The 24,038-nt window shown below is 71.6% G+C and carries 21 protein-coding genes; 14 read left to right on the top strand and 7 right to left on the bottom strand.

All coding sequences use genetic code 11. The features are described from left to right. Positions 1-1,161, bottom strand: coding sequence for a glycosyltransferase (locus tag ACQEVU_RS50205; protein ID WP_433337485.1), 1,161 nt, complete (start codon positions 1,159-1,161; stop codon positions 1-3). Positions 1,162-1,206: 45 nt separating this feature from the next. Between ACQEVU_RS50205 and ACQEVU_RS50200 the strand changes: the two genes are divergently transcribed. From ACQEVU_RS50200 to ACQEVU_RS50135, 14 genes are all read left to right on the top strand, one after another. Further along, positions 1,207-2,067: an Fpg/Nei family DNA glycosylase gene (locus tag ACQEVU_RS50200; RefSeq protein WP_433337483.1), complete on the top strand. Its 861-nt coding sequence runs from the start codon at positions 1,207-1,209 to the stop codon at positions 2,065-2,067. Positions 2,068-2,072: 5 nt separating this feature from the next. Further along, positions 2,073-3,524 carry a DUF2142 domain-containing protein gene (locus tag ACQEVU_RS50195; RefSeq protein WP_433337481.1) on the top strand — a complete coding sequence of 484 codons (1,452 nt, stop codon included), beginning with the start codon at positions 2,073-2,075 and terminating at the stop codon, positions 3,522-3,524. A gap of 238 nt (positions 3,525-3,762) precedes the next feature. Beyond that, the gene (locus ACQEVU_RS50190; protein ID WP_433337479.1) at positions 3,763-5,277 is read left to right on the top strand and encodes a sugar transferase; all 1,515 of its coding nucleotides are present in this window, start codon (positions 3,763-3,765) and stop codon (positions 5,275-5,277) included. A 54-nt stretch (positions 5,278-5,331) separates the two neighbouring features. Further along, complete coding sequence (locus ACQEVU_RS50185; RefSeq protein WP_433337477.1) at positions 5,332-6,519, top strand: sensor histidine kinase; 1,188 nt, start codon at positions 5,332-5,334, stop codon at positions 6,517-6,519. A 28-nt stretch (positions 6,520-6,547) separates the two neighbouring features. Beyond that, positions 6,548-7,312, top strand: a complete 765-nt coding sequence (locus tag ACQEVU_RS50180) for a LytR/AlgR family response regulator transcription factor (protein ID WP_433337475.1) — start codon at positions 6,548-6,550, stop codon at positions 7,310-7,312. Positions 7,313-7,424: 112 nt separating this feature from the next. After that, positions 7,425-8,123: a response regulator transcription factor gene (locus ACQEVU_RS50175; protein WP_345120811.1), complete on the top strand. Its 699-nt coding sequence runs from the start codon at positions 7,425-7,427 to the stop codon at positions 8,121-8,123. After that, on the top strand, positions 8,120-9,151 hold the full coding sequence (locus ACQEVU_RS50170) for a HAMP domain-containing sensor histidine kinase (RefSeq protein WP_433337472.1): 1,032 nt from the start codon (positions 8,120-8,122) through the stop codon (positions 9,149-9,151). The genes ACQEVU_RS50175 and ACQEVU_RS50170 overlap by 4 nt, the downstream gene beginning before the upstream one ends. Positions 9,152-9,583: 432 nt before the next feature. Next, a complete protein-coding gene (locus ACQEVU_RS50165; protein WP_433337470.1) occupies positions 9,584-11,128 on the top strand; it encodes a DUF4153 domain-containing protein in 1,545 nt (514 codons plus the stop codon). A gap of 89 nt (positions 11,129-11,217) precedes the next feature. Then, positions 11,218-11,607: a hypothetical protein gene (locus tag ACQEVU_RS50160; RefSeq protein WP_433337468.1), complete on the top strand. Its 390-nt coding sequence runs from the start codon at positions 11,218-11,220 to the stop codon at positions 11,605-11,607. After that, complete coding sequence (locus ACQEVU_RS50155; RefSeq protein ID WP_433337466.1) at positions 11,604-13,301, top strand: cation acetate symporter; 1,698 nt, start codon at positions 11,604-11,606, stop codon at positions 13,299-13,301. Before ACQEVU_RS50160 ends, ACQEVU_RS50155 begins: the two co-directional genes overlap by 4 nt. Before the next feature lie 35 nt (positions 13,302-13,336). Beyond that, positions 13,337-14,101, top strand: a complete 765-nt coding sequence (locus ACQEVU_RS50150) for an ABC transporter ATP-binding protein (RefSeq protein WP_433337464.1) — start codon at positions 13,337-13,339, stop codon at positions 14,099-14,101. Continuing rightward, positions 14,092-15,891: an ABC transporter permease gene (locus tag ACQEVU_RS50145; RefSeq protein ID WP_433337462.1), complete on the top strand. Its 1,800-nt coding sequence runs from the start codon at positions 14,092-14,094 to the stop codon at positions 15,889-15,891. Before ACQEVU_RS50150 ends, ACQEVU_RS50145 begins: the two co-directional genes overlap by 10 nt. Before the next feature lie 58 nt (positions 15,892-15,949). Then, complete coding sequence (locus tag ACQEVU_RS50140) at positions 15,950-16,462, top strand: flavin reductase family protein (RefSeq protein WP_433337460.1); 513 nt, start codon at positions 15,950-15,952, stop codon at positions 16,460-16,462. A gap of 43 nt (positions 16,463-16,505) precedes the next feature. Further along, complete coding sequence (locus ACQEVU_RS50135) at positions 16,506-17,309, top strand: prepilin peptidase (protein ID WP_433337458.1); 804 nt, start codon at positions 16,506-16,508, stop codon at positions 17,307-17,309. An 8-nt stretch (positions 17,310-17,317) separates the two neighbouring features. On the opposite strand, the gene ACQEVU_RS50130 is transcribed toward ACQEVU_RS50135, so the two are convergent. The 6 genes from ACQEVU_RS50130 to ACQEVU_RS50105 all read right to left on the bottom strand — a co-directional run bounded on the left by ACQEVU_RS50130 (position 17,318) and on the right by ACQEVU_RS50105 (position 24,023). Then, the gene (locus ACQEVU_RS50130) at positions 17,318-18,838 is read right to left on the bottom strand and encodes a hypothetical protein (protein WP_433337456.1); all 1,521 of its coding nucleotides are present in this window, start codon (positions 18,836-18,838) and stop codon (positions 17,318-17,320) included. Beyond that, on the bottom strand, positions 18,835-19,428 hold the full coding sequence (locus ACQEVU_RS50125; protein WP_433337454.1) for a PulJ/GspJ family protein: 594 nt from the start codon (positions 19,426-19,428) through the stop codon (positions 18,835-18,837). The genes ACQEVU_RS50130 and ACQEVU_RS50125 overlap by 4 nt, the downstream gene beginning before the upstream one ends. Beyond that, on the bottom strand, positions 19,419-19,847 hold the full coding sequence (locus ACQEVU_RS50120) for a type IV pilus modification PilV family protein (protein WP_433337452.1): 429 nt from the start codon (positions 19,845-19,847) through the stop codon (positions 19,419-19,421). The genes ACQEVU_RS50125 and ACQEVU_RS50120 overlap by 10 nt, the downstream gene beginning before the upstream one ends. Beyond that, positions 19,848-21,149, bottom strand: coding sequence for a type II secretion system F family protein (locus ACQEVU_RS50115; RefSeq protein WP_433337450.1), 1,302 nt, complete (start codon positions 21,147-21,149; stop codon positions 19,848-19,850). A 1-nt stretch (position 21,150) separates the two neighbouring features. Continuing rightward, positions 21,151-22,791, bottom strand: a complete 1,641-nt coding sequence (locus tag ACQEVU_RS50110) for a GspE/PulE family protein (protein WP_433337448.1) — start codon at positions 22,789-22,791, stop codon at positions 21,151-21,153. Between the two features lie 143 nt (positions 22,792-22,934). Beyond that, a complete protein-coding gene (locus ACQEVU_RS50105) occupies positions 22,935-24,023 on the bottom strand; it encodes a type IV pilus twitching motility protein PilT (RefSeq protein ID WP_433337446.1) in 1,089 nt (362 codons plus the stop codon). Positions 24,024-24,038: the final 15 nt, after the last annotated feature.

The following is a 24,038-nucleotide window of genomic DNA, read 5'->3' as shown; positions in this document are numbered from 1 at the left end:
CTACCGGCGGCGGGACACGACGTCGCGGTAGACGGCGATGAGGCGCTCGGTCAGCACGTCCGGGGCGAACTGCGACTCGAAGCGGGCGCGCGCCACCGGGGCCAGCGCCGCCGCGCCCTCCCGGGCCCGGGCCAGGCCGGCGGCCAGGGCGTCGGCGGCCGGCTCGACGACCCAGCCGGCCTCACCGGTCAGGTACGGCAGGCCGCCGCGGTCCGTGACCAGCACCGGGCGGCCGCCGGACAGGGCCTCCAGCACGATCGTCGGGAGCACGTCGTGCCAGGTCGAGGCGGCGATCACGCACGCCGACCGGGCGATCTCGGCGCGGACCGTGGCGTTGTCGACCGGACCCAGGTAGGTCACGTCGGCGCGCTCGGCCGCGGCGCGCTCGGCGAGCGGGCGCAGCGGGCCGTCGCCGACGATCCGCAGCGGGCCCAGGGCGCCGTCCGGGTGCCTCGCCCACGCGTCCAGCACCAGCTCGAGCCCCTTCTCGGGGGTCAGCCGGGCGGCGTAGAGGAAGCCGTCGCCCGGGCGCTGGGCGGCGCCGCCGTCGGGGATGCCGTTGGGCTTGACCGTGATGCGGTCGGCCGGGATGCCGAAGTCGGCGAGGTGCTCCGCGATCCGGTCGGTCAGCGCGATGAAGCGGTCGACCTGCTTCCAGGTGCCGCGGTGGTACGCCAGCGTCGCCGCCATCACCGCGGACTGGGCCTTCGAGCCGCGGTAGCACGTGTGCGTCACGGCCGGCAGCGGGAACGCGCGGCCCCGGCACTGCGTGCAGATGTGGCCGTCGCGGAAGTACAGGCCGGGCGCGCACACCTGGCGGTAGTTGTGCACGGTGTGCACCACCGGGACGCCGAGCTGGTGTGCGGTGCGGACGATCGCCGGGGAGATCAGGGGATACGGGTTGTGCAGGTGTACCAGATCCGGCTTTTCGCCCTGAATGAGCGCGGCCAGGGCGCGCTGCGAGTCGGCGCCGCGGATGGGGGCCAGCGGCAGGAGCACCTTCTGCGCCTTCGAGAACGTGCCGATCTCGTCCGAGCTGCGCAGGAACGGCAGCACCGTGACGCCGGCCGCGCCCAGCTGCGCGATCTCGGCGTCGACGATCACGTTCTCGCCGGAGGGCTGGCCGGAGGCGTACCGGTTGTGCGCGACGACGACCTTCATGATGGAGGAAAGCCTACGTACTCGTTGTTGAGGCAGACTGTACGGGTGCCCGAGCTTCCCGAGGTCGAGGCGCTCGCCGCGTTCCTGCGGGAGCGAGCCGCCGGCCACACCATCGACCGCATCGAGGTCTCCTCGCTGAGCGCGCTGAAGACCTTCGACCCGCCGATCACCGCGGCCGCGGGGCAGCCGATCACCGGCGCCTCCCGGCACGGCAAGTTCCTCGACATCCACGTGGGCGAAAGCCTGCACCTCGTCGTGCACCTGGCCCGCGCCGGCTGGCTGCACTACCGCGACTCGTTCAACGCCAAGACGCCGCTCAAGCCCGGCTCCGGGCCGATCGCGGTGCGGGTGCGCCTCGACGACGAGTCCGGCTTCGACCTCACCGAGGCCGGCACGAAGAAAAGCCTGGCGGCGTACTTCGTGACCGACCCGCGCCTGGTGCCCGGCGTCTCCCGGCTGGGGCCCGACGCGCTGTCGGTGAGCGCCGAGGACTTCGCCGCCGCGATGCGCTCCCGCAACGGCCAGATCAAGGGCGTCCTCACCGATCAGACCATCCTCGCCGGGGTCGGCAACGCATACTCCGACGAGATCCTCCACGCGGCGAAGATGTCACCCTTCGCGCTGACCAACAAGATCACCGACGACGCGCTGCTCCGGCTGCACGAGGCCATGCGCGCGACGCTCACCGGGGCCGTCGAGCGCTCGGTCGGGCAGAAGGCGGCCACGCTCAAGTCCGAGAAGCGCTCCGGGCTCGCCGTCCACGCGCGGGCCGGCCTGCCCTGCCCGGTGTGCGGCGACACGGTGCGCGAGGTGTCGTTCGCGGACACGTCGCTGCAGTACTGCCCCACCTGCCAGACCAACGGCAAGCCCTTGGCGGACCGGCGCCTGTCGAAGCTCGTACGCTGAGCCGCGTGCGCCGCTCGTTTCTGGTGGCTTTTGCCGCATTCTTCCTCCTCGGTACGGCGTGGGCCCTGGCCCTGCCCGTCAACGGCACCTACGACGAGAAACAGCACCTGGTGCGCGCCTACGCGGTGTGGACCGGGCAGTGGCTGCCGCACGAGCGGGCCAAGGACGCGAGCGGGATCGAGACGAACGCGTTCACCGGGCCCCGCAGCCTGCTGCCCGAGAACGCGGACTGCACCTTCATCGACAAGCCGGTGTACCGCCCGGCGTCCTGCCTGGTCACGACCGGTGACCGCACGCCGGCGGCGGTGCCCAGCGCCGCGGCCCGCTACAGCCCGGTGTACTACGCGCTGGTCGGGCTGCCGCTGCGGATCAGCCCCGACGGCACCGGCCTGACCTGGGCCCGGCTGCTCTCGGCGGCGCTCTCGGCGCTGCTGCTGGCCTGGGCGGTGGCGATCGGCCGGGCCGGCCCGCACCGCCTCGCCGGCCTCGGCGTCCTGCTCGCCGTGACCCCGATGCTGGCCGACCTGGCCGGGTCGATCAACCCGAACGGGCTGGAGATCAGCGCGGCCGTGCTGCTGTTCGCCGCCGCGGTGCACCGACGCTGGGCGGCCGCCGGCGTGGCGGCGCTGCTGCTGTTCACCGTGCGCGACCTCGGGCCGTTCTTCGTCCTGGCCGCGCTCGCGCTGTCGCTGCTCGTGACCCGGACCCACCCGCGCGAGCTGCTGCGCCGCGCGTTCCTGGTCCCGGCCGGAATCGGCGCCGCGTTTGCCGTGTTCTGGGCCGCCGTCGCCTCCCGCGGCAGCGACATCGACTCGGGCCGGCCGGTCCCCCCGACGACGACCGGGGCGGTCCTGTCCGACATCGTGCACAACCGGGCGGAGTTCTGGGTCCGGCAGATCATCGGGCAGTTCAACTACGGCGAGACGACGATCTCGATCGCGGCGGTCGGGCTCTGGTACCTCCTGGTGGCCGCCCTCGTCGTCCCGGCCCTCTGGTTCGGCTCGCGCCGGCTGCGGCTCGCCCTCGCGCTCGTGTTGATCGGCAGCGCCGGATTGCTCGTCGCCCTGGAGGTGTACTTCGCGCCGAAGCTGGGCACCCATTTTGCGCACGGGCGGTACGTCATGCCGCTCGGCGTCGGTGTCCTTCTGCTCGCGCCGCTGGCCGACCGTTACGCAGGGTGGCTGGCGGAACGCGGCTGGCTTGATCGACTGGTGTTGGTGTGTGCCGGACTTGCCGTGCCGATGCAGCTCTATGCCCTGGCCCGGGTCATGACCCGGTTCCAGCGCGGGATCGCCGCGGGCCTCGATCCGTTCGGCGGAGCCTGGACGCCCCCGGCGGGCACCGTCGTGCCGCTGATCTGTGCTCTGGTGGGTGGTGTGCTACTCGGGGTGATAGTCACGCGGAGTTCTGTCCGCCCTACGCCAGTGCACTCGACAGCGAATACGTTGAGCAACTAGTGTCGGCCGGTCGTCATCGGTGGCTTCGGCCCCCATGGGACACTTTGCACGTGCTTTCCGGTGTCCGTGAACCAGCAGTAAACGGACGTAGACGCCAACCGGCCGAGCAGAGCAGTGCCGCGATCGCGAGTCGCGGTGCGAGTTTGCGCCGCGATGTCCGCATCGTGGTGCGAGAGGACGCACTGAGGTGACCGCTAGTCTCCAACGTCCGGCCACTTCGCCGAGCCGGAGATCGACCTTGGGTGAACTCGACAGCTTCGAGATTCTTCCTGACCATGCGGTGACACCCCTGGCCGCCAATGGCGTGCCGCGGTCGGCCTGGCAGCGCACCAAGCGCGCGGCCAGGTGGCACCGGCCCTACGCGGCCATCCTGCTGACGCTCGACGCGGGCGCGGTGGCCCTGGCCTCGCTGACCGCTCGCGCCGGCCTGGACCCCGACAAGATCACCGCCGGCTTCCACGGGCAGCCCGGGCTGTTCAACCTGATGGCGTTCGTGCTGCTGCCGGCCGTGTGGCTGCTGGTGCTGTGGGGCCACGGGGCGTACGACCGCCGGTATCTCGGCTCGGGGACCGACGAGTTCAAGCGGGTCGTGCGCGGCTCCTGGACGGTCGTGGCGATCGTCGCCTTCGCCGCCTTCGCGTTCAAGGTCGACGTCTCCCGGTTCTCGGTCGGCGTCGCGCTCGTCGGCGGCCTCGTCTACGTGCTCGTGCTGCGCTACATCGCCCGCAAGAGCCTCGCGCTCGCGCGCACCAGGTTCCACCTGGCGACCCACCGCATGCTGCTCATCGGCACCCTGCAGGAGGCGATGGAGGTCCACTCGGCGATCGTCCGCGACCCCGCCGCGGGCCTGGTGCCGGTCGGCATCCACCTCACCGAGGGCTACGCGCCGCAGCCGAGCACCGTCACGCCGGTGCCCGTCCACGCCGGCCGCGACATCCTCTCCCTGGTCCGCGAGCTCAACGCCGACACGATCGCGGTATGCGGCTCGGCCAGCGCCGAGCCGGTGGAGCTTCGCCGCCTGGCCTGGCAGCTCGAGGGCACCGGCATCGACCTCGCGGTGGCGCCCCAGCTGACCGACATCGCCGGCCCGCGCGTGCACATCCGCCCGATCGAGGGCATTCCGCTGCTGTACGTCGAGGAGCCCAAGCTCTCCGGCGTCGGCTGGCTCTTCAAGAACGTCATCGACCGGGTGCTCGCGCTGATCGGCCTGCTGATCTGCCTGCCGTTCTTCCCGCTGGTGGCCCTGGCGATCAAGCTCTCCGACCCCGGCCCGATCTTCTTCCGCCAGCCGCGCATCGGCCGCGAGGGCAAGACGTTCCGGGTCTGGAAGCTGCGGACCATGTACGTCGACGCCGAGGAGCGCCTGGCCACGCTGCACGACCAGAACGAGAGCGACGGGCTGCTCTTCAAGATGAAGAACGACCCGCGCGTGTTCAAGGTCGGCAAGTGGCTGCGGGCGACCTCGATCGACGAGCTGCCCCAGATCCTCAACGTGCTCATGGGCGAGATGTCGCTCGTCGGCCCGCGCCCGCTGCCCGCCGAGGACGGCGACTTCCTGGGTGACGTCCGCCGCCGCCTGCTCGTCCGCCCGGGCATCACGGGCCTGTGGCAGGTTTCCGGGCGCAGCGACCTGAGCTGGGACGACGCCGTTCGCCTCGATCTGTACTACGTGGACAACTGGTCGCTCGTGCTCGACCTGCACACCCTGTGGCGCACGATCGGCGTCGTGGTCTTCCGCAAGGGTGCGTACTAGCCGGCTCGCATCGGGGGGTTCCGCATCGGTGGCCGGTGGCCGCACGATTGCCGCGTGAGAGGGAACCTCGGGGCGGCGCTCGTCGTTGTGCTGCTCGCCGCCGGGCTGGCCGGCGCCGTCTACGCGGTCATCCGGCTGCGCGGGCGGCGGGCCATCGCGACGGCGGCGCAGCGGGCGACGTACGACGTGCTGCACATCGCCGAGCTCGCCGCCGAGCCGCTGCGCAACGGGCTCACCGAGGCGGCCGCCGGTAAGGCCATCCGTCACCTGCGGGCGCTCACCGGGGCGGCCGGCATCGCGGTGACCGACGCCAAGCGGGTGCTCGCGTTCGACGGCGTCGGCGACCACCACCGCGATCGGGCGGCGGCCGCCGCGGCCCGGGCCGTGGCCGCCGGGCGCCCGACCGTGCTCGGCGCGCGTGAACTGCCGTGCGATCTCGTCGACTGCCCGATCCGCGGCGCCGTGATCGTCCCGCTCGGGCAGCGCGAGGGCGCCCTGGTCGCGCTGTCCGACGGGCCGCCGGCCCCCGGCCTCGTGCAGGCCACGGCCGAGACCGCCCGCTGGGTCGGCACCCAGCTCGCGCTGGCCGAGCTCGACACATCGCGGGCCCGCCTCGCGCGCGCCGAGGTCCGGGCGCTGCGCGCGCAGATCAGCCCGCACTTCATCTACAACGCGCTGACCGCCATCGCCAGCTTCGTGCGCACCGACCCGGAGCTGGCCCGCGAGCTGATCCTGGAGTTCGCCGAGTTCACGCGGTACTCCTTCCGCGCACACGGCGAGTTCACCACGCTGGCCGAGGAGCTTCGTTCCATCGATCGGTACCTCACGATCGAGCGCGCCCGCTTCGGCGAACGGCTGCAGGTGCGGCTGCAGATCGCGCCCGAGGTGCTGCCGGTGACCCTGCCGTTCCTGTGCCTGCAGCCGCTGGTCGAGAACGCGGTGCGGCACGGGCTGTCGCGCAAGCCGGGCATGGGCACGATCAGCATCGTGGCCCGCGACGCCGGCGCCGAGTGCCACATCACGGTCGAGGACGACGGCGTCGGCATGGACCCGGCCACCCTCGCCGACGCCGACGACGGCCCCGACGCGGGCCAGCACGTCGGCTTGCGCAACGTCGACGATCGACTACGTTCGGTTTTTGGCGACGGGTTCGGCGTGGTGGTCGAGACCGCGCCCGACGCCGGCACCAAGGTGAGCATGCGCGTACCGAAGTTCCACCCCGGAGTGAGGAGCGGCACGTGACCGGTCCGGAGCGAAGCGAGGAGGGCGCGTGACCGAGCAACACGGGTTCCTGCGGGTGCTGGCGGTCGATGACGAGGTGCCGGCGCTGGACGAGCTGGCGTACCTGCTGCGGGCCGATCCGCGCGTGGGGCGGCTGCACACCGCGGGCGACGCCACCGAGGCGCTGCGCGTGCTGCGCGACGCCGACGTGGACGCGGTCTTCCTCGACATCCGCATGCCCGGGCTCGACGGCATGGAGCTCGCGCGCGTGCTCGGGCGGTTCGCCAAGCCGCCGGCGGTGGTGTTCGTGACCGCGTACGACGACCGGGCCGCCGAGGCGTTCGACCTCGGCGTCGCCGACTACGTGCGCAAGCCGGTCCGGCCCGACCGGATCGCCGAGTCGCTGCGCCGCGTGCTCGCCGCCCGGCTCGTGCCGGCCCATCCCGCGGTCGCCGCCCGCCGCGACCGCCAGGACGACCCGACGATCCCGGTGGAGCTGGCCGGGACGACGCGGATGCTGCCGCGCTCGTCGGTGCGGTGGGTCGAGGCCCAGGGCGACTACGCCCGCCTGCACACCGCCGACGCCTCGCACCTCGTGCGGGTCTCGCTGGCGACGCTGGCCGAGCGGTGGGCCGATGCCGGATTCGTGCGGATCCACCGGTCGTACCTCGTGCAGCTCAAGCTCATCACCGAGCTGCGCATGACGAACACCGGCTATGTCGTGCTCATCGACGACCACGAGCTGCCGGTGTCGCGGCGGCACACCCGCGAGCTGAAGGACCGGCTGGTTCGTGCGGCGAAATCGTGGACGTGAACGGGCCAATCGGATTTATCCCGTCTTACCTTCACCGCGGGGCCGGAGGTCTCCACAACCCCTTCACATTGCCGACTGAGTGCCTGCACGACGTGCGAATACGCTTCCAGGCATGAACGCAACGGGAGAGCGCCGCCGCGTGCTCGTCGTGGACGACGAGCGCATGATCGCGGAGTCGATCGCGGTCCGGCTTCGCGCCGAGGGGTTCTCCGTCGACACCGCGCACGACGGACCGTCCGCGGTCGCGTCGGCCCGGATGATCCGCCCCGACCTCGTCGTGCTCGACGTGATGCTGCCCGGCTTCGACGGGCTCGAGGTGTGCCGGCGGATCCAGGCCGAGCGGCCCGTGGCGGTACTGATGCTGACGGCCCGCGACGACGAGACCGACATGCTTGTCGGCCTCGCGGTCGGCGCCGACGACTACCTCACCAAGCCGTTCTCGATGCGCGAGCTGGCCGCGCGGGTGCACGTGCTGCTGCGGCGGCTCGAGCGGCTCGCGCAGGTGCAGCCCGACCCCAACCAGACCCCCATCGTGCTCGGCGACCTCGAGATCAACCGGGCGCAGCGCCGCGTCACCCGGGCCGGCATCGAGGCGCACCTGACGCCGACCGAGTTCGACCTGCTGGTCAACCTGGCCAGCCGCCCGCGCACGGTGCTGCCCCGCGAGCGGCTGCTGGCCGAGGTCTGGGGCTGGGCCGACGCCTCCGGCACCCGCACGGTCGACAGCCACATCAAGGCGCTGCGCCGCAAGCTGGGCGCCGACCTGATACGCACGGTCCACGGCGTCGGTTATGCCCTGGAGTCAGCATGACGCCCTCGTTGAAGAAGGTCATGGACCTGCTGCCGCGGCCGCTCGACCCGTTGCGGTCGATCAAGCTGAAGCTGGCCGTGCTGCTGCTCGCCTCCGCGTGCGCCGGCCTCGGCGTGTTCTGGATCGGCATCGGGTGGATCCCGCCCAACACGACGTACATCGCGCTCACCGCCGGCCTGGTCACCTCCCAGGTCCTGGCCCACGGGGTGACCCGGCCGCTGCGCGAGATGACCGCCGCCGCCCGCGCGATGGCCCGCGGCGACTACACGACCCGGGTCCGCGCCACCTCCAAGGATGAGGTCGGCCAGCTGGCCGTCGCGTTCAACCAGATGGTCGGCGAGCTGGCCGCGGCCGACCAGCAGCGCCGCGAGCTGATCGCCAATGTGTCGCACGAGCTGCGCACCCCGATCTCCGCGCTGCAGGCCGTCCTCGAGAACATCGTCGACGGCGTCTCCGAGCCCGACCCGGCCACGCTGCGCACCGCGCTGGCCCAGACCGAGCGCCTGGGCCGTCTGGTGACCGAGCTGCTGGACATCTCCCGCCTCGACGCCGGCGTCGTACCCCTGGACCGCGAGCTGTTCCACGTCGAGGACCTCCTGCACGAGGTCGTCGCCGAGGCCGAGGTGAAGGCATCGGCGGCCGGCCACAAGGTCGAGTACCTCTCCTGCTCCTTCCCCGAGAACGCCCTGGTCAAGGCCGACCGGGCGCGGCTGCACCACGTCCTGACCAACCTCGTGGACAACGCCACCCGGCACAGCCCGGACGGCGGCACGGTGACGATCCTCGGCCGCCGCGAGGCCGGCCGCGTGATGATCGAGGTCGCCGACGAGGGCCCCGGCATTCCGCACGCCGAGCGCGAGCGCGTCTTCGAGCGCTTCACCCGCGGCGCCCGCGCCTCGGGCGGCGGAACCGGCCTGGGCCTGGCCATCGCCCAGTGGCTCACCCAGCTGCACGACGGGACGATCGCCGTCGTCGAGCAGCCCGACGACCTGCCCGGCTGCCGGATTCGCGTGACGCTGCCGGCCTGACCCGAGCCCCACCGCACGTACCCCTCCGCGACCCGGTTCGCCGCCGGCCGCGCGGATCCGCGCGCCCTTTTTCAGGAGTTGTGAATGTCCGGCCCTGAGCAGAACCCTGCCCGCCCCGAGCATGAACGGTCCGAACCAGAGACGACCCCGCCCCCGCCCGCGCCCGCCGGAGACCCGGACGGTTCCCCGCGCGATGCGTCCGGTGGCGGGTCCGGAGGTGAAGGGTCCGGACGAGAGGCCAGGCAACCGTTCGGTCCGCCCCACCCGCAGGGTGCACCGCACCCCGGCGGCGCGCCCTACCCGGCCGGGCCGCCGCGGCTGCCCGGTGCGCCGGGAGCGCCGTGGCCGCCGGGAGCGCCGTATCCGCCCGGGGCGCCGCGGCCGGCGGGGGCGCCGGGCCTCGTTGCCGCGCCGGGGCCGGGGATGCCCAACGTGGCGCTGCTCAGCCCGATCCGGCTCGGGCCGCCGCCGCCCACCGTGTGGCAGCGCGCCTGGCCGCGCCGCGACGCCGCCGCCGGGCGGCCGGTCCTCTACGGTGCGCTGATCGCCGCGCTCGTCGCCGCGGCCGCGATACCGCTCGACCGGCCGGGCATCGGCTGGCCGGTCGCGGGAATCGCCCTGCTCGGGGCGCTGGTGGTGGCGCTGGCTCGGCGCGGTACCGCCAAATCGCCCGAGGATTATGTCTGGTGCGCCGCGGCGCTGGCGCTGCTGTCGGTCGGGTTCTTCCGCGCCGCGGGGTGGCTGTTCGTGCTGTGCGCGCTCACCGCCTTCGGGTGCGTAGCGCTCGCCGTCGGGCGGCATCGGCGCGTGCCGGCCGTGCTGACCGCGCCGTTCACGCTGCTGTGCGCGCCCTTCCGCGCGCTGCCCTGGGCCCGCGCCGGGCTGGCGTCCACCGGGAGGCCCGCGCCGGCGCCGGCCTCGACAGGTGCCGCTGCCGCGGGTGGCAACAACAACTCGCTGCGGCTGCTCGCGTCGATCGGGATCGGCGTGGCGTTGCTCATCGTGTTCGGCGCGTTGTTCGCCAGCGCCGACGCCGCGTTCGACCGGGTCATCACCGCGATCGTGCCGTCGCTGGACGCCGGGACCGTGTTCCGCTGGATCTTCGTGGGCGTGGCCGCCGGGGCGCTGTCGCTCGGTGCCGCGTTCCTGGCCGCCAACCCGTCGACGGTCGGCGACGGCGAGCCGCGGCCCGCGGCGCCGCTGCGGCGGGTCGAGTGGCTGGTGCCGGTGGGGGCGGTGCTGGTGCTGTTCGTGCTCTTCGTGGGCGTACAGCTGGCGGTGCTCTTCGGCGATCGCCGGTACGTCATGCAGACCGTCGGGCTGACCTTCGCCGAGTATGCGCGCAAGGGCTTCTGGCAGCTGCTCGTCATCACGCTGCTGACCCTCGGCGTGATGGCGGTGGCCGCCCGCAAGGCGCCGCGCGCCACCGCCGCCGACCGGTGGCTGCTGCGGCTCGTCCTCGGGCCGCTGGCCGCGTGCTCGCTGGTCGTGGTCGGGTCGGCGCTGTGGCGGATGAACGTGTACGAGCAGGCGTACGGCTTCACCCGGCTGCGGGTGTTCGTCAGCGCCTTCGAGCTCTGGCTCGGCGGGCTGTTCGTCCTGGTGCTGCTGGCCGGCCTGGCCGGGCTGCGCGGCCGCACGACGTGGCTGGCCCGCGCGGCCGCCGGGCTGTGGGTGGTGACGCTGCTCGGGCTGGCCGTGCTCAACCCGGACCGGTTCATCGCCGCGCACAACGTGGATCGCGTCGATGCCGGCAACTCCGACATCTGGTACCTGCGGACGCTCTCGGCCGACGCGGCGCCCGAGCTGGACCGGCTGCCGAGCGGGGCGCGGGAGTGCGCGCTGTCGGAGATCGCCGACGACCTCGCCCGCGACGGGGACGACTGGCGTGGATGGAACCTGGGGCGGTACCAAGCGCGTCAGATCGTTCCCGAGCCGGTCACCGTGCACGACTACCCCTGTTACCGACGGTACTGAGGCCATCGGGGGATGGGAGCGGGGCCGACGTTCATACGGGGGACGTCGGCCCTTGCTTTTGTTTCGCCCGCATTGCAAGACTGCCGTCCATGGAGCCGCCAACTCCGCGCGTCCGCGTGGTGCTCGGTGAGGTCTCCCGCGCCCGGATCCGCCCGGCCCGCGCCCGCGCGGAGCTGGAGGAGCAGAGCCCGGTCGGCGCGGCGCTGGCCCGCGGCCTGGTGCGCGCGCAGCTGTCCGTGGCCGTGCGCCTGTTCGCCGTGGTCGCCGTCGGGCTGGGCGGGCTGCCGCTGCTGTTCGCCGCGGTGCCGGCGGTCGGGCACGCCCGGCTCTTCGGGGTGTCGCTGCCGTGGCTGCTGCTGGGCGTCCTGGCGTACCCCTTCCTCTACCTGATCGGCGGGGTCTACGTGCACCTGGCCGAGCGCAACGAGCAGGAGTTCGTGGCCCTGGTCGAGGATCGCGGGCAGCACCCGCCGACATGATCTCCTACTCCGTCGCCGCGGTCGTGGTGGTCACGCTGGCCACGGTCGCCATCGGCCTCTACGGGCTGCGCTTCGCCCGCACCACCTCGGACTTCCTGGTCGCCTCGCGGATGGTCAGCCCGACCTGGAACGCGGCGGCGATCAGCGGGGAGTACCTGTCGGCGGCGAGCTTCCTCGGCGTCGCCGGGCTGGTCCTCAAGCACGGCGTCGACCTGCTGTGGTACCCGGTCGGGTTCGCCGCCGGCTACCTTGCGTTGCTGCTGTTCGTGGCCGCGCCGCTGCGCCGCTCGGGCGCGTTCACGCTGCCGGACTTCTGCGAGCTGCGACTGCGCTCCAAGCGGCTGCGCAAGCTCGCCACCGCGTTCGTGATGTTCATCGGCTGGCTCTACCTGGTGCCGCAGTTACAGGGCGCGGGGCTCACGCTGCAGACGGTGACGGGCGCGCCCTACGCGCTCGGCACGTTGCTCGTCGGCGTCGTGGTGACACTGAACGTGGCCCTCGGCGGCATGCGCTCCATCACGTTCGTGCAGGCGTTCCAGTACTGGCTGAAGCTCACCGCCCTTGCGGTGCCTTTCGTCTTCCTCCTGCTGCAGTGGCAGCACGACGGCCGGCCCGAGCTCACCGCGCCCGACGGGCCGCGCTTCGCCGCCGCCACGAGCGTCGCGATCGACCACGCGACCAGGCTGCGCGTCGCCGAGCCGACCGCGGTCCTGGTGCGTGGGACCGTCGACGGCGTGGCGCTGGCCGGCACGCTCGTGCTCACGCCCGGCGAGCATGCGGTCGCGGAGGGTGCCGTCCTGGATTTTCCGGAAGCCGCAGCGGTACCCCAGGTAGCCGCGGTCTCCGCCGACTCCCCCGCCGAGTGGCTGCTCCCGGGCACCAGCTCGCAGGACCTGTTCGCGACGTACTCGCTGATCCTGGCCACGTTCCTCGGCACCATGGGCCTGCCGCACGTGCTCGTGCGCTTCTACACCAACCCCGACGGGGCGGCCGCGCGGCGCACGACGCTCGTGGTGCTCGGCCTGGTCGGGGTGTTCTACCTGACCCCGACGCTGTACGGCGTGCTCGGCCGCATCTACACCCCGCAGTTGCTCATGACCGGCAACACGGATGCCGTGGTGCTCCTGCTGCCGTCGGCGGCGCTCGGCGACGGACTCGCCGGCCGGCTGCTCAGCGCCCTGGTCGCCGCCGGTGCGTTCGCCGCGTTCCTGTCCGCCTCCTCCGGGCTGCTCACCAGCGTCGCCGGCGTGCTGTCGACCGACGTGCTGGGCCACGGCTCGGTGCGCGACTTCCGCCGCTCCGCCCTGGTCGCCGGCGTCGTACCCCTGCTGCTCGCCCTGTTCGTGGCCAGCCTCGACGTCTCGCAGGTCGTCGGGCTCGCCTTCGCCGTCGCGGCGTCGAGCTTCTGCCCGCTGCTCGTGCTCGGCATCTGGTGGCGCGGGCTCACCGCGATCGGCGCGGCGGCCGGCATCGTCGCCGGCGGCGGCGCGGCCGCGCTCGCGGTGCTGCTCACGGTGCTCGGCGGTCCGCCGGCCGGATGGGCCGGAGTGCTGACCACGCAGCCCGCCGCCTGGTCCGTACCTCTGGCCTTTCTGGTGATGATCCTGGTCTCCCTGCTGACAAGGCATCGGTTGCCCCCGGGCGTCGGAGCGATCATGCTTCGCCTGCACGCGCCCGACGCGCTGCGCATGTAGTGGCAGGGGTGGACGGGGTGACCTACGTTCAGAGCGTGACGGATCGCGAGCCGAGTTCGGCTCTCGCGCTGCGGGGGCTCACCAAGCGTTTCGACGACAAGATTGCGGTGGCCGGCGTCGATCTCGAGGTGCCGGTCGGCTCCTTCTTCGGCCTGCTGGGGCCGAACGGGGCCGGCAAGACCACATCCCTGTCCATGGCGGTCGGGCTGCTGCGCCCGGACGCCGGCCACGCCTACGTGCTCGGCCACGACGTGTGGTCCGACCCGGTGGAGGCCAAGCGGCGCCTCGGCGCCCTGCCCGACTCGGCCCGCATGTTCGACCGGCTCACCGGCGCCGAGCTGCTGGCCTACACCGGCCTGCTGCGCGGGCTGCCGGCGGACGTGGTCGACGCCCGCGCGGCCGAGCTGCTCGACGTGCTCGGCCTCGCCGACGCCGGGCGGACCCTGGTCGTCGACTACTCCGCCGGCATGAAGAAGAAGATCGGCCTGGCCTGCGCGATGCTGCACGCGCCCCGGCTGCTGGTGCTCGACGAGCCGTTCGAGGCGGTCGACCCGGTCTCCGGCGCCCTGATCAGGGACATCCTGATCCGCTACGTGCGCAACGGCGGGACGGTGATCTTCTCCAGCCACGTCATGGCGGTCGTCGAGCGGCTGTGCACGCACATTGCGATCCTGGCCGACGGGCAGATCAAGGTCGTCGGTACCACCGAGGAGGTCCGCGGCGGCCGGGAGCTCGAGGACGTCTTCGTCGACGTCGTCGGCGGCCGGGTGGCGACGGGCGCGGAGCTGTCGTGGCTGTGACGCCCCCGCACGGAGCGGCGCCCGAGGCGCCGGCGGACCCGCAGGCGTGGATCCCGCAGCAGCGGCCGGTCGGCGAGCCGTCGCTGCCCGAGCCGCCGGCGCGGCCGGCGGGCCGGCCGCGGGTCGCCTACTTCGTGCGGCTCAAGCTGCGCATCCTGCGCAACACGCTGCGGCCGGGCCGGCGACCGAGCGGCGGCCGGTCGCGCTGGCTCGGCCGGCACTCGCGGCTCATCCTCTTCCTGCTCGGCGCGATGTTGGGGCTGTGGGCGGCGTTCGTCGGCTTCGCCGCCTTCGCGGGCAGCAGCGTGGCCGGGCCCCACCTCCGCCCGGCGGTCGCCGCGCTCGCCGGCACCGCGGTCGTGCTCGCCTGGGTCTTCGTGCCGCTGCTGTTCTTCGGCGTCGACGAGACCCTCGACCCGGCCCGCTTCGCGCTGCTGCCGGTGCCGCGGCGCACCCTGGTGCTGGGCATGCTCGCCGCCGCATTCATCGGCGTGCCGCCCGTGGTCACGCTGCTGGCCACCCTCGGCTCGGTGATCGGCGCCGCGACCGACGGCGGCCTCGCCGCCGCGGTGGTCGCGGTGCTCGGCGCGGCGGTCGGCCTCTGCGTCTGCGTCGCCGCGAGCCGCGCCGTGACCAGCGCGTTCGCCCGGATGCTGCGCTCGCGCCGGGTGTGTGACCTCGCCGCGCTGCTCATCGCGGTCATGGGCGTCTCGTGCAACCCGGTCATCCAGCTGATCATCGCGCTCGTCGGCCGCGGCGAGTCGCCCCAGGCCACCGCGGTCGCCCGCGTGCTGTCCTGGACGCCGCTCGCGGCGCCGTATGTGGCGTACGTCGACGCCATCGACGGTCGCTGGGCGCTCGTCGCCGCCCGCCTGCTGGTGGGCGTGGCGGGCGTCGCGGTGCTGCTGTGGTGGTGGCTGCAGACCATCGAGTCGGCGATGATCGGCAGCGCCGCGGGCCCCGGCTCCAGCCGCCGGTCGGCGACCGCCGAGAGCCCCGTGCGCGCGCTCTTCCCGCGCGTCGTGCGGTTCCTGCGGCCGAACCGGCTCACCGGCCTGATCGCCCGGGAGATGCGGTACTGGCTGCGCGACCCCCGCCGGCGGGCCACCCTGATCTCGCTGCTGGCCACGTCCGTGGTGATCCCGTTCGCGTTCACCCTCGGGGTCAGCGGCGGCCGGGGCGCGGCCCAGGCCCATCCGAGCGGTCACGGCGCGCTCGTGTACTCGCTGACCATCGCGGGCGCGTTCCTCGGCCTGGTGCTGGTCAACCAGTTCGGCAACGACGGCACCGCGTATGCGCTGCACATCCTCGCCGGCGTGCCCGGCCAGGTGGAGCTCGCCGCCCGGGCGCTGGCCGTGGGCGCGCTGACGTTTCCGGTGCTCACCGCGGCGACGGTGGCGGTGGCGATCATCGGCGGCGAGGGCGCCCAGTTGCCGGCCGCGCTAGGGGTGGGGCTGTGCACGTACGGCATCTCGGTCGGCGCGGCCGGCATCACCTCGGTCCTCGCCGCGTACCCGGTGCCCGACACCAACAACCCGTTCGCCGCGAACGCCGGGCGGGGCGGCCTGCGAAGCCTCCTCTCGTTCGTGAGCATGCTTGCGACCTGGGTGCTGACCGCCCCCGTGACGATCGCGTTCGCCCTGCTGCCGGGGGCCCTGACCTGGGTACTCCTGCCGGTCGGCCTGGCCTGGGGCCTCGCGCTCGCCTGGGTGGGCACCCGGCTGGCCGGCAACCTGCTGCAGCGCCGTGCGCCGGAGGTCCTGGCGGCCGTCAGCCCGAGGCGGGCCTGACCGGGCGGCCTGCGGGACCGCGCCGCCGCGCCCGGCCGCCGGCGGCGACAATGAGGCGGTGAGCATCCACGCCTCCGACCCGTTCGCCACGCCGGACGACCTGAAGTCGCCCGTCCGGCGGCTGCGAGGACGGCTGCCCGCCGCCGTCACGTTGTGGACGGCGGCCGGCGAGCAACAGGGCGACAAGGGCCTGACCGTCTCGTCCATGCTGGTCGTCGAGGGCGATCCGGGCCGCGTGCTCGGGCTGGTCGACGAGGAGAGCGACCTGTGGGAGGCCGCCGAGTCGGCCGGCCGGTTCGCGGTCAGCCTGCTCGAGGAGGAGGACCGCCAGCTCGCGGACAAGTTCGGCGGGCTGATGCCGGCGCCCGGCGGCCCGTTCGCCACGGGGGAGTGGGAGCGCACCGAGTGGGGCCCGGTGCCGCGCGGGCGCAGCTGGGCGGGCTGCCGCCTGGTGGGCGCTACCGAGAAGGGCTGGTCGCTGCTGGTGGAGGCGGTCATCGAGCGGGTCGAACTCGCCGCCGCTCCCGCCGCGCCGCTGATCCACGAGCGCGGCCGGTATCGCCGCAGCTGACGCCCGTCGCGGCCGGCCCTGAGCCGGCCGTCATGATAGGGCCGTGCATCTCTCCCAGCTCACACTGCTGCTTCCGGTGACGCTGTTGCTGGGCCTGGCGGTGGGTTCGTTCCTCAACGTCGTGATCCACCGCGTGCCGCGGGGCGAGTCGCTGGTGACGCCCTCGTCGCGCTGCCCGAACTGCGGCAAAGCCATCCGGCATCGGCACAACGTCCCGGTGCTGGGGTGGCTCGTCCTTCGTGGCCGGTGCGCCGACTGTGGTGCGCGGATAGCCGTGCGATACCCGCTTGTCGAGCTGGCGACGGCCGGGCTCTTCGTCGTGGTTGCGCTGCGCATGCACCAGCTGCACCTGATCAGTGCCCTGCCCGCGTACCTCTACGTCGCCGCGGCCGGCATCGCGCTGGCCGTGATCGACCTTGACCTGCGCCGGCTGCCGAACGCGATCGTCCTGCCGTCATACCCGATAGTGGCGATCCTGCTGACGCTTTCGGCGGCCTGGGAGCATGACTGGTGGGCATTGGCGCGCGCCGCGATCGGTGCGGCGGCGTCGTTCGCCTTCTTCTTCGCGCTGGCGTTCGCCTACCCGGCCGGCATGGGGTTCGGAGACGTCAAGCTGGCCGGAATCCTCGGCGGCGTGCTCGGCTATCTGTCCTGGCCCGCGCTGGGAATCGGCACGTTCGCCGGCTTCCTGCTGGGTGCCGTGACAGGCGTCGGCATCATGGTCGGCGGCAAGGGCGGCCGCAAGACGGCCATCCCGTTCGGCCCGTTCATGATCGCCGGGTTTCTGGTGGCCCTCTTCGCGGCCGCGCCGATCGCACAGTTCTATGTGGACGTCACCGCGGTCTGAACGCCCGGCTACCGCTGCGTGCTCCAGTTGTAGATCGTGACCTCCCGCTTGCCCGCTATCGGCGCGCCCGATCGATCCACCAGGCCCACGGTCGCCTGCAGCTGGGGGATACCGGTGGCAGGACACGCGGCAACGCCGTTGCAGATGTACACGGTGAGGTTGACGACGGTACGCAGCCCGTAGCCGGGCGAATCGTCCGGCACCTCGATCACCGGGCCCGTCAGGTCCGCGCTGCCCGTGGGCGTCATGTAGAGGACGCGCGATATCACGCCGTACCGGAAGACCTGTCCCGTCGAGTTGTTGAGCGAGATGTCCAGGGCCCCCTTCGGCACGTACGTCGTGCCCTGGATGTAGAGCCTGCTGTTGGGCGAGTTCTCCGTCTTGATCACCGCGCAGTTCGACGAGTAGGGGACGGCAACGATGCAACCGCTCTGAGCGGACACACCGCCGACCGCTGTCTTCAACCCGTACACGGCGAGGGGTGGGCTGGTCTTGGAGTAGGTGCCACAGATCTCGACCTGCGCCGCCTTGACCCGGATCCGGCTCGCGCCGCCGAACACGAACTGCACGCCGGCGTTGGGGCCCGGCTGGGTCCAGCCGCCGGGCGGCAACGGATCGGGAGGAATCGGGGCCAGGCATGACCCGGGGATGGTCGGCGTCGCGCCGTTGACAGGCTGGGTGGTCGGGGTCCCGCCGATCAGGTACCCCGTGTCGATCAACCACTCGCCACCGAAGTCGAAGTAGTAGGTGCCCGGGTGGAACCAGAAGATGCCACCCTTGCAGCCGGAGCCGTCCGTCATGTCGTTGAGCGACGCGAGGTCGGTGTACCGCCCCGCCGTGAACTCCACGACCTTGCCCTTGCCGCTGCACTTCGGGACCGCCTGAAGCGTCGGGGTCGTCGTCGGCGCTGGATAGTCGGGGTCGGCCGTCGCCGTTGCGGCGTTGCAGACCTTGGCCGGGACGCTGGTGATTGAGCCGGTGCAGCCGGTGCGCGCGGTCGCGCTCGCGTTGGTCTCGAGCGTGCCCAGGGACACGTTGATATTGGAGTTCGAGACGACGCTGCCGTGGACTTTCAGTGTCCCGCCACCGCTGACCTTGAGGTTGATGCCGTCCTCGGCGGCTGACGTTCCCAGCGTCAGGACCGCGCTGCCCGGCTTGTTCGCCGCGTTGATCGCCACCGGGGAATCGCCGCTCTTGGGCTTGTCCAGACCGCACCTGACGAGGGCGGAGTACGCCGAACCGGATGGCGCCTGGTAGAAACCCTTCAGCGTCAGGTCGGTCTTCCCGGCGAAGCAGTTTCCGTCGGCGCCCTTGTACGTCCCCTGCCGCAAGGCGTTGATCGCGATCTGGGCCGCGCCGTCGGCGGTGGCGGCCGCCGCCGCCTGATCGCGCAGGTTCAGGGTGGCGCGGATGCTCGTGTCCGCGAACGACAGCACCGCGGCGATAACCACGGCAATCACCGTGACGAAGACGAGCGCGAAAACCAGGGCCGCGCCGCTGTCGTCGCTGTGCTTGATCCTCGATGTCATGTCTGTCTCCGCTGTCCGTCGAGGGTCACGGTGAACGGCTGCTGGCCGCCGTCGGCCTTGATGGTGACCTTCAGGGTCACGCGCTGCGGCACGCCGGGCGCCGCGGAGCAGTCGATCGGCGCGGTGCAGCTCAGGATGGGATCCCCGTCGACGTTGTGGGCGAGCACGGTGTCCGACGTCGACGATGCGGTGCACCGGATGCGGTGCAGTTGACGCTCCGCACCCCTGGTCATGACCACATAGGACACTCGAACGACGTCGGACCTTGCCAGGTCGTCCCAAGCGAAAGTGACAACGGCCTTCGAGACGCCCGCCGCGCCACACTGATCAACATTAGGAAAAACGGATTGCTTGAGCGGGAACCCGTCCTTGGCCCAGTCCCGCACCCCGACGCTCTGCACGTCCTGGGCGAAGTAGGCCACCATGATCTGTGCGTCGTGCGACTCGTTCAGGCGTCTAGTGGTGTCGTCGGTATTCCGGATGAATCCGATCACCGCGTTGGCGAGGGGAACCGCGATGATGCCCAGGATCGCGATGGCGACCAGCACCTCGATGAGGGTCAGGCCGCGTTCGTCGCGCCTCACGTGCATGGCGAGGCCTCCGAACACGGCTTGCGGATGATGACGTCGAGGGTCTCGATGGCCTTGTTGTCGGAGGTGCTGACCTTGAGCGATACCTTCTGGATGCCGGTGTCGGGAGCGCACACGGTCCCGAACGTCGAACCGTCCCAATACCTGACGGTGGTGATCGTAGGGGTGTAGGTGGCGTCGCCGGTGGAGTAGGCGGCGTACGTGCTTGTCCCCGCGCACTCGACGTACGTGGCTCCCGCGATCGCCTCGCCGAAGGCACGGAGATAGGCGCCGGCCTGGGCCTGCTTGCGGTGGATGTCGGACATCCGGATGCTGGTCGCGATGCCGCCGACGAGGGCCACCATCGCGACTCCCATGATGATCACCGTGACCAGCAGCTCGATCAGGGTCTCGCCCCGATCGTTCGGCTCCCCCCGCATCTAGACGGTCACCTGGTTGAAGATGCCGTACATCGCCGACACCAGCGCGATGGCCACGAATCCGACGATCAGCCCCATGACGATGATGACGGCCGGCTCGAACAGCGCGGTCACCTTCTTGAGCTTGTAGTCGAGCTCGCCCTCGTAGTAGCGGGCGGTGACCTCCAGCTGAACGTCGAGCGTGCCCGTCTCCTCACCGACGCGGATCATCCGGGCGGCGGTCGCGGGGAAGAGCCCGGTGGTGGACAGCGGATCGGCGAGCCCCTGACCTTCGAGCATCGCCTCGCCGACGTGCGCGAGCGCACGCATGAACACCAGGTTGCGCAGCGACTCCGTGGCCACCCGCAGCGCCTCCGGCAGAGCGACGCCGGCGCTGGCCATGGACGAGAGGATGCGGCAGAAGCGCTCGACGAGCGCGAACCGGACCGCCCCGCCGATCACGGGCATGCCCAGCAGGAAGCGGTCCCGCGCGTATCGGCCGCCCTCGGTGCGCAGCGCGAGGAAGATGCCCAGCGCGATGGCGACCACGCCCGCCAGCACGGCCCACCACCAGTGCGTGAAGAAGTCGGTGATCGCCAGGAGGATGCGCGTGGGCAGCGGGAGCTTGGCGTGCAGGCCGGCGAAGAAGACCTTGAACCGGGGCAGCACGAACCAGGCCATCACCACCACGGTGACCAACGACATGAGCGCGATCATCGATGGATAGATCGAGGCCGACTTGATTTTGCGTCTCGCCTCGAGGTCCCGTTCCAGATACTTCGCGAGCTGTTCCAGGACCGTGTCGAGCTGACCGGTGAGCTCGGCCGAGCGCAGGATCCCCCGATAGAACTCCGGGAAGATCTTCGGATGCCGGTCGAAGCAGTCCGACAACGTCTGCCCGGTGCGCAGCCCCTCCTCGACCTCACTCATCATGCGCCGCACGCTGGAGTTCGTCGCCTCCTCGCCGATCGCGCGAACCGCGTCGATGAGCGGCAGTCCGGCGCGGACGAACGCCCCGAGCTGGCGAGACAGGTGCATGACCTCTTCCCGCTTGACGCGGGGCGGGGAGAGCTCCATTTGCAGAAAGCTCTTCTTCTCGCCGGCCTTGCTGTCCCGCGACTGCCGCGCGGGTGGCGCCGGCACGTGTGGTGCCTGCTGGTGCGGCGCCTGCTCGTGCGGCGCCTGCGCGGGGACGAACAGGTGCTGTGTCTGCTCCATGTCAGCGCCGCGCAGTCCGTGGGGATAGACGGTGGTGTAGGGCTGCCCCCCACCGTCGGCGCGCTGTCCTTCTGGACGGATAGTGGTGTAGCCGTACTCGGTCACCTCAGGCCCCTACCACGTAGATTGAACGCAAAATTTCGGCCAGGGTTGTCACGCCCGCTTCGACCAGGCGAGCGGCCTCCTCCTGGAGCGTGCGCATCCCCTCGGCCCGGGCGACCTTGCGAATCTCGTCGTGTGTCGCGCGTTCGAGGACCATTTCGCGAATCCTTCCCGACACCGTCAACATCTCGTAGACGCCGGTCCGCTCGAGGTAACCCGTGTGTGCGCAGAAGTTGCAGCCGTGGCCGCGCACGAAGCCACCGCTCGGCGGCACTCCCTGAATCGCGTACAGCAGGGCCATCTCCTCGGGGGAGGGGTTGTACGGCTCGCGGCAGGAGTTGCAGATGCGCCGCACGAGGCGCTGCGACAGCACGGCGGTGACCGACGACGCGACCAGGAAGCCCTCGATACCCATGTCGAGCAGCCGAAGCAGGGCCGATGGGGCATCGGTGGCGTGCAGGGACGAGAGCACGAAGTGCCCGGTGAGTGCCGACTGGACGGCGATGCGGGCGGTTTCGACATCGCGGATCTCACCGACCAGGATCACGTCCGGGTCCTGCCGCAGGATCGACCGGAGGCCGCCCGCGAAACTGATGCCCGCCTGCTCGTTGATCTGAATCTGGTTGATCGACGGAATGCGGTACTCGACCGGATCCTCGATCGTCGTGACGTTGCGCTCGGGCGTGTTGATCTCGCCCAGCGAGCCGTACAGCGTGGTCGTCTTGCCGCTTCCCGTCGGGCCGGCGCAGATCACCATGCCGTACGGCGAGCGCAGCAGCGCCGAGTATCGAGCGGCCATGTCGTTGGGCATGCCCAGCTGCTCCAGCCGGTACAGCGGGCGGCTCTTGTCCAGCAGCCGCATGACCACCTTCTCGCCGTCGATGACGGCGGTGGTGGACACCCGGATATCGACGCCTCGCCCATCGATGTCCATGCTGATCTGCCCGTCCTGCGGGCGGCGGCGCTCGACGATGTTCATCCCGCCGAGGATCTTGATCCGGCTCGCGACGACGGGCCCCATGGCCGCGGGAAGGTCGAGAACGTCGTGCAACGCACCGTCGATGCGGTAGCGCACGCGGACCCGCTCCGGGTGCGGTTCGATGTGGATGTCGGACGCGCGGTCCCGCAAGGCCTGCGTGATCATGAGGTGGACGATCTGCACCACGGGCGCGTCGTCGTTGGCGACGGCCGGGTCGAGCCGGGCCACCTCCCGGCGCAATGACTGTTGCGCCTCGAAGACCTTGACCTGGGAGCTGACCGCGGAAAGCGCGCGATAGCTGTTCGCGATCACGCGCATGATGTCCGAACGCGAAGCGACCTTGACCATCAGCGGCCGCCCGATGGCCTGTTGTAGCGCCTGCGCGGTGGCGGGGAAGGCAACCGCGACAAGCACGGCCTCCCCGCGCAGCGCCAGCGGGATGGCGATCAGTTCGCGGGCGATCGCCGGGTCCAGCAACTCGGTTGCCGCGGGCTCCGGCACGACCTCGCGGAGGTCGATGGCGTCCACGGAGTATTGCGCACCGACCGCCCACGCGAGGTCGCGCTCGCTGAGCACGCCGAGCTCGACCAGGTGTTCCCCCAGGAACTTCGCCGGACCCTGCTGCAGCTCCGCCAGGGCCGCGACGACCTGCTGGGGGCTGACCACGTTGGCCTCGACGAGAATTTCGCCGAGGCGGCGGCCGCCCGGTTGAAGACTCAGGTCGTCGGGGCGGCCCGGTTCGATCCGCTGCGCACGCGTCGTCGGTGTCGCCTCGGCGGGCTCGGCCGGCTGTCCCCAGTTCCTCAGTCTCATGCCGTCACGCTCGCCCGCGCTCGGGGATGGGCCTCGATGTCCCTGGGATACAGGCTGCGGGCCACGGCGTCGTCGAGGGTGATCACGCCGGCCTGGACGAGCGACGAGAGCGACTGTTCGAAGGTGACCATGCCGTCCTTGTGGCCGGTCACCAGCGAGTTGCGCAGCTGGTGGGTCTTGCCCTCCTTGATGAGGTTGCGCACCGCGCTCGTGGCGACGAGCACCTCGTGCGCGCCGACCAGGCCGCCGCCGACCCGGGGAATCAGCCTCTGGTACACGATTCCGGTGAGCGCGGCCGCGAGCTGCGTGCGGACCTGGGCCTGCTGCTCTGCCGGGAAGACGTCGATGATGCGGGCGAGGGCCTGTGCCGTGTCGTTGGTGTGCAACGAGGCAAGGACCAGGTGGCCGGTCTCGGCGATGGTCAGGGCGAACCGGATCGAGTCCAGGTCACGCATCTCGCCCACGAGCAGGACGTCCGGATCGCCGCGCAGCGCGGAGCGCAGGGCGTCCGGGAACGACTCGGTGTCCGAGCCCACCTCGCGCTGGTTCACCATGGCGCGCTTGTGCTCGTGGATGTACTCGATCGGATCCTCGATGGTCAGGATGTGGCAGGCCCGGTCGCTGTTGATCTCGTTGATCATCGCGGCGAGGGTGGTCGACTTGCCGGACCCGGTCGGCCCGGTGACCAGGACCAGCCCCTGATGCTGGCGGACGAAATGCCACAGAACGGGGGGAAGGCCGAGCTCGGCCATCGCCGGGATGCGTTGCGTGACCATCCGCAGCGCCACGGCGGTCTGTCCGCGCTGGCTGAAGGCGCTGCCCCGGATCCGGGCAAGGTCGCGCCAGCTGAAGGAGAAGTCGTACTCGCGGGACGCGTGCCAGGCCAGCATCTGCTCGTCGGTCAGCATCGCGGTGAGGAGGGCGTCGGTGTCGCGCCTGGTGAGCACCTCTTGCCCGGGCACCGGGCTCAGCTCGCCGTGTACGCGGATCTGTGGGGGCATGCCCACGGTGAGGAGCAGGTCGGTGCCGCGTGCCCGCCACAACGCCTCGAGCAGCGCATCGAGATGATCGCGGCGATCGTGCATACCAACCTCCAGTGC

The organism is Dactylosporangium sp. CA-139066 (assembly GCF_050936175.1).
In the GTDB taxonomy this organism is placed as follows: domain Bacteria; phylum Actinomycetota; class Actinomycetes; order Mycobacteriales; family Micromonosporaceae; genus Dactylosporangium.
Note: the sequence above shows the minus strand (reverse complement) of the source record. Positions and strands in the feature narration are given on the sequence as shown.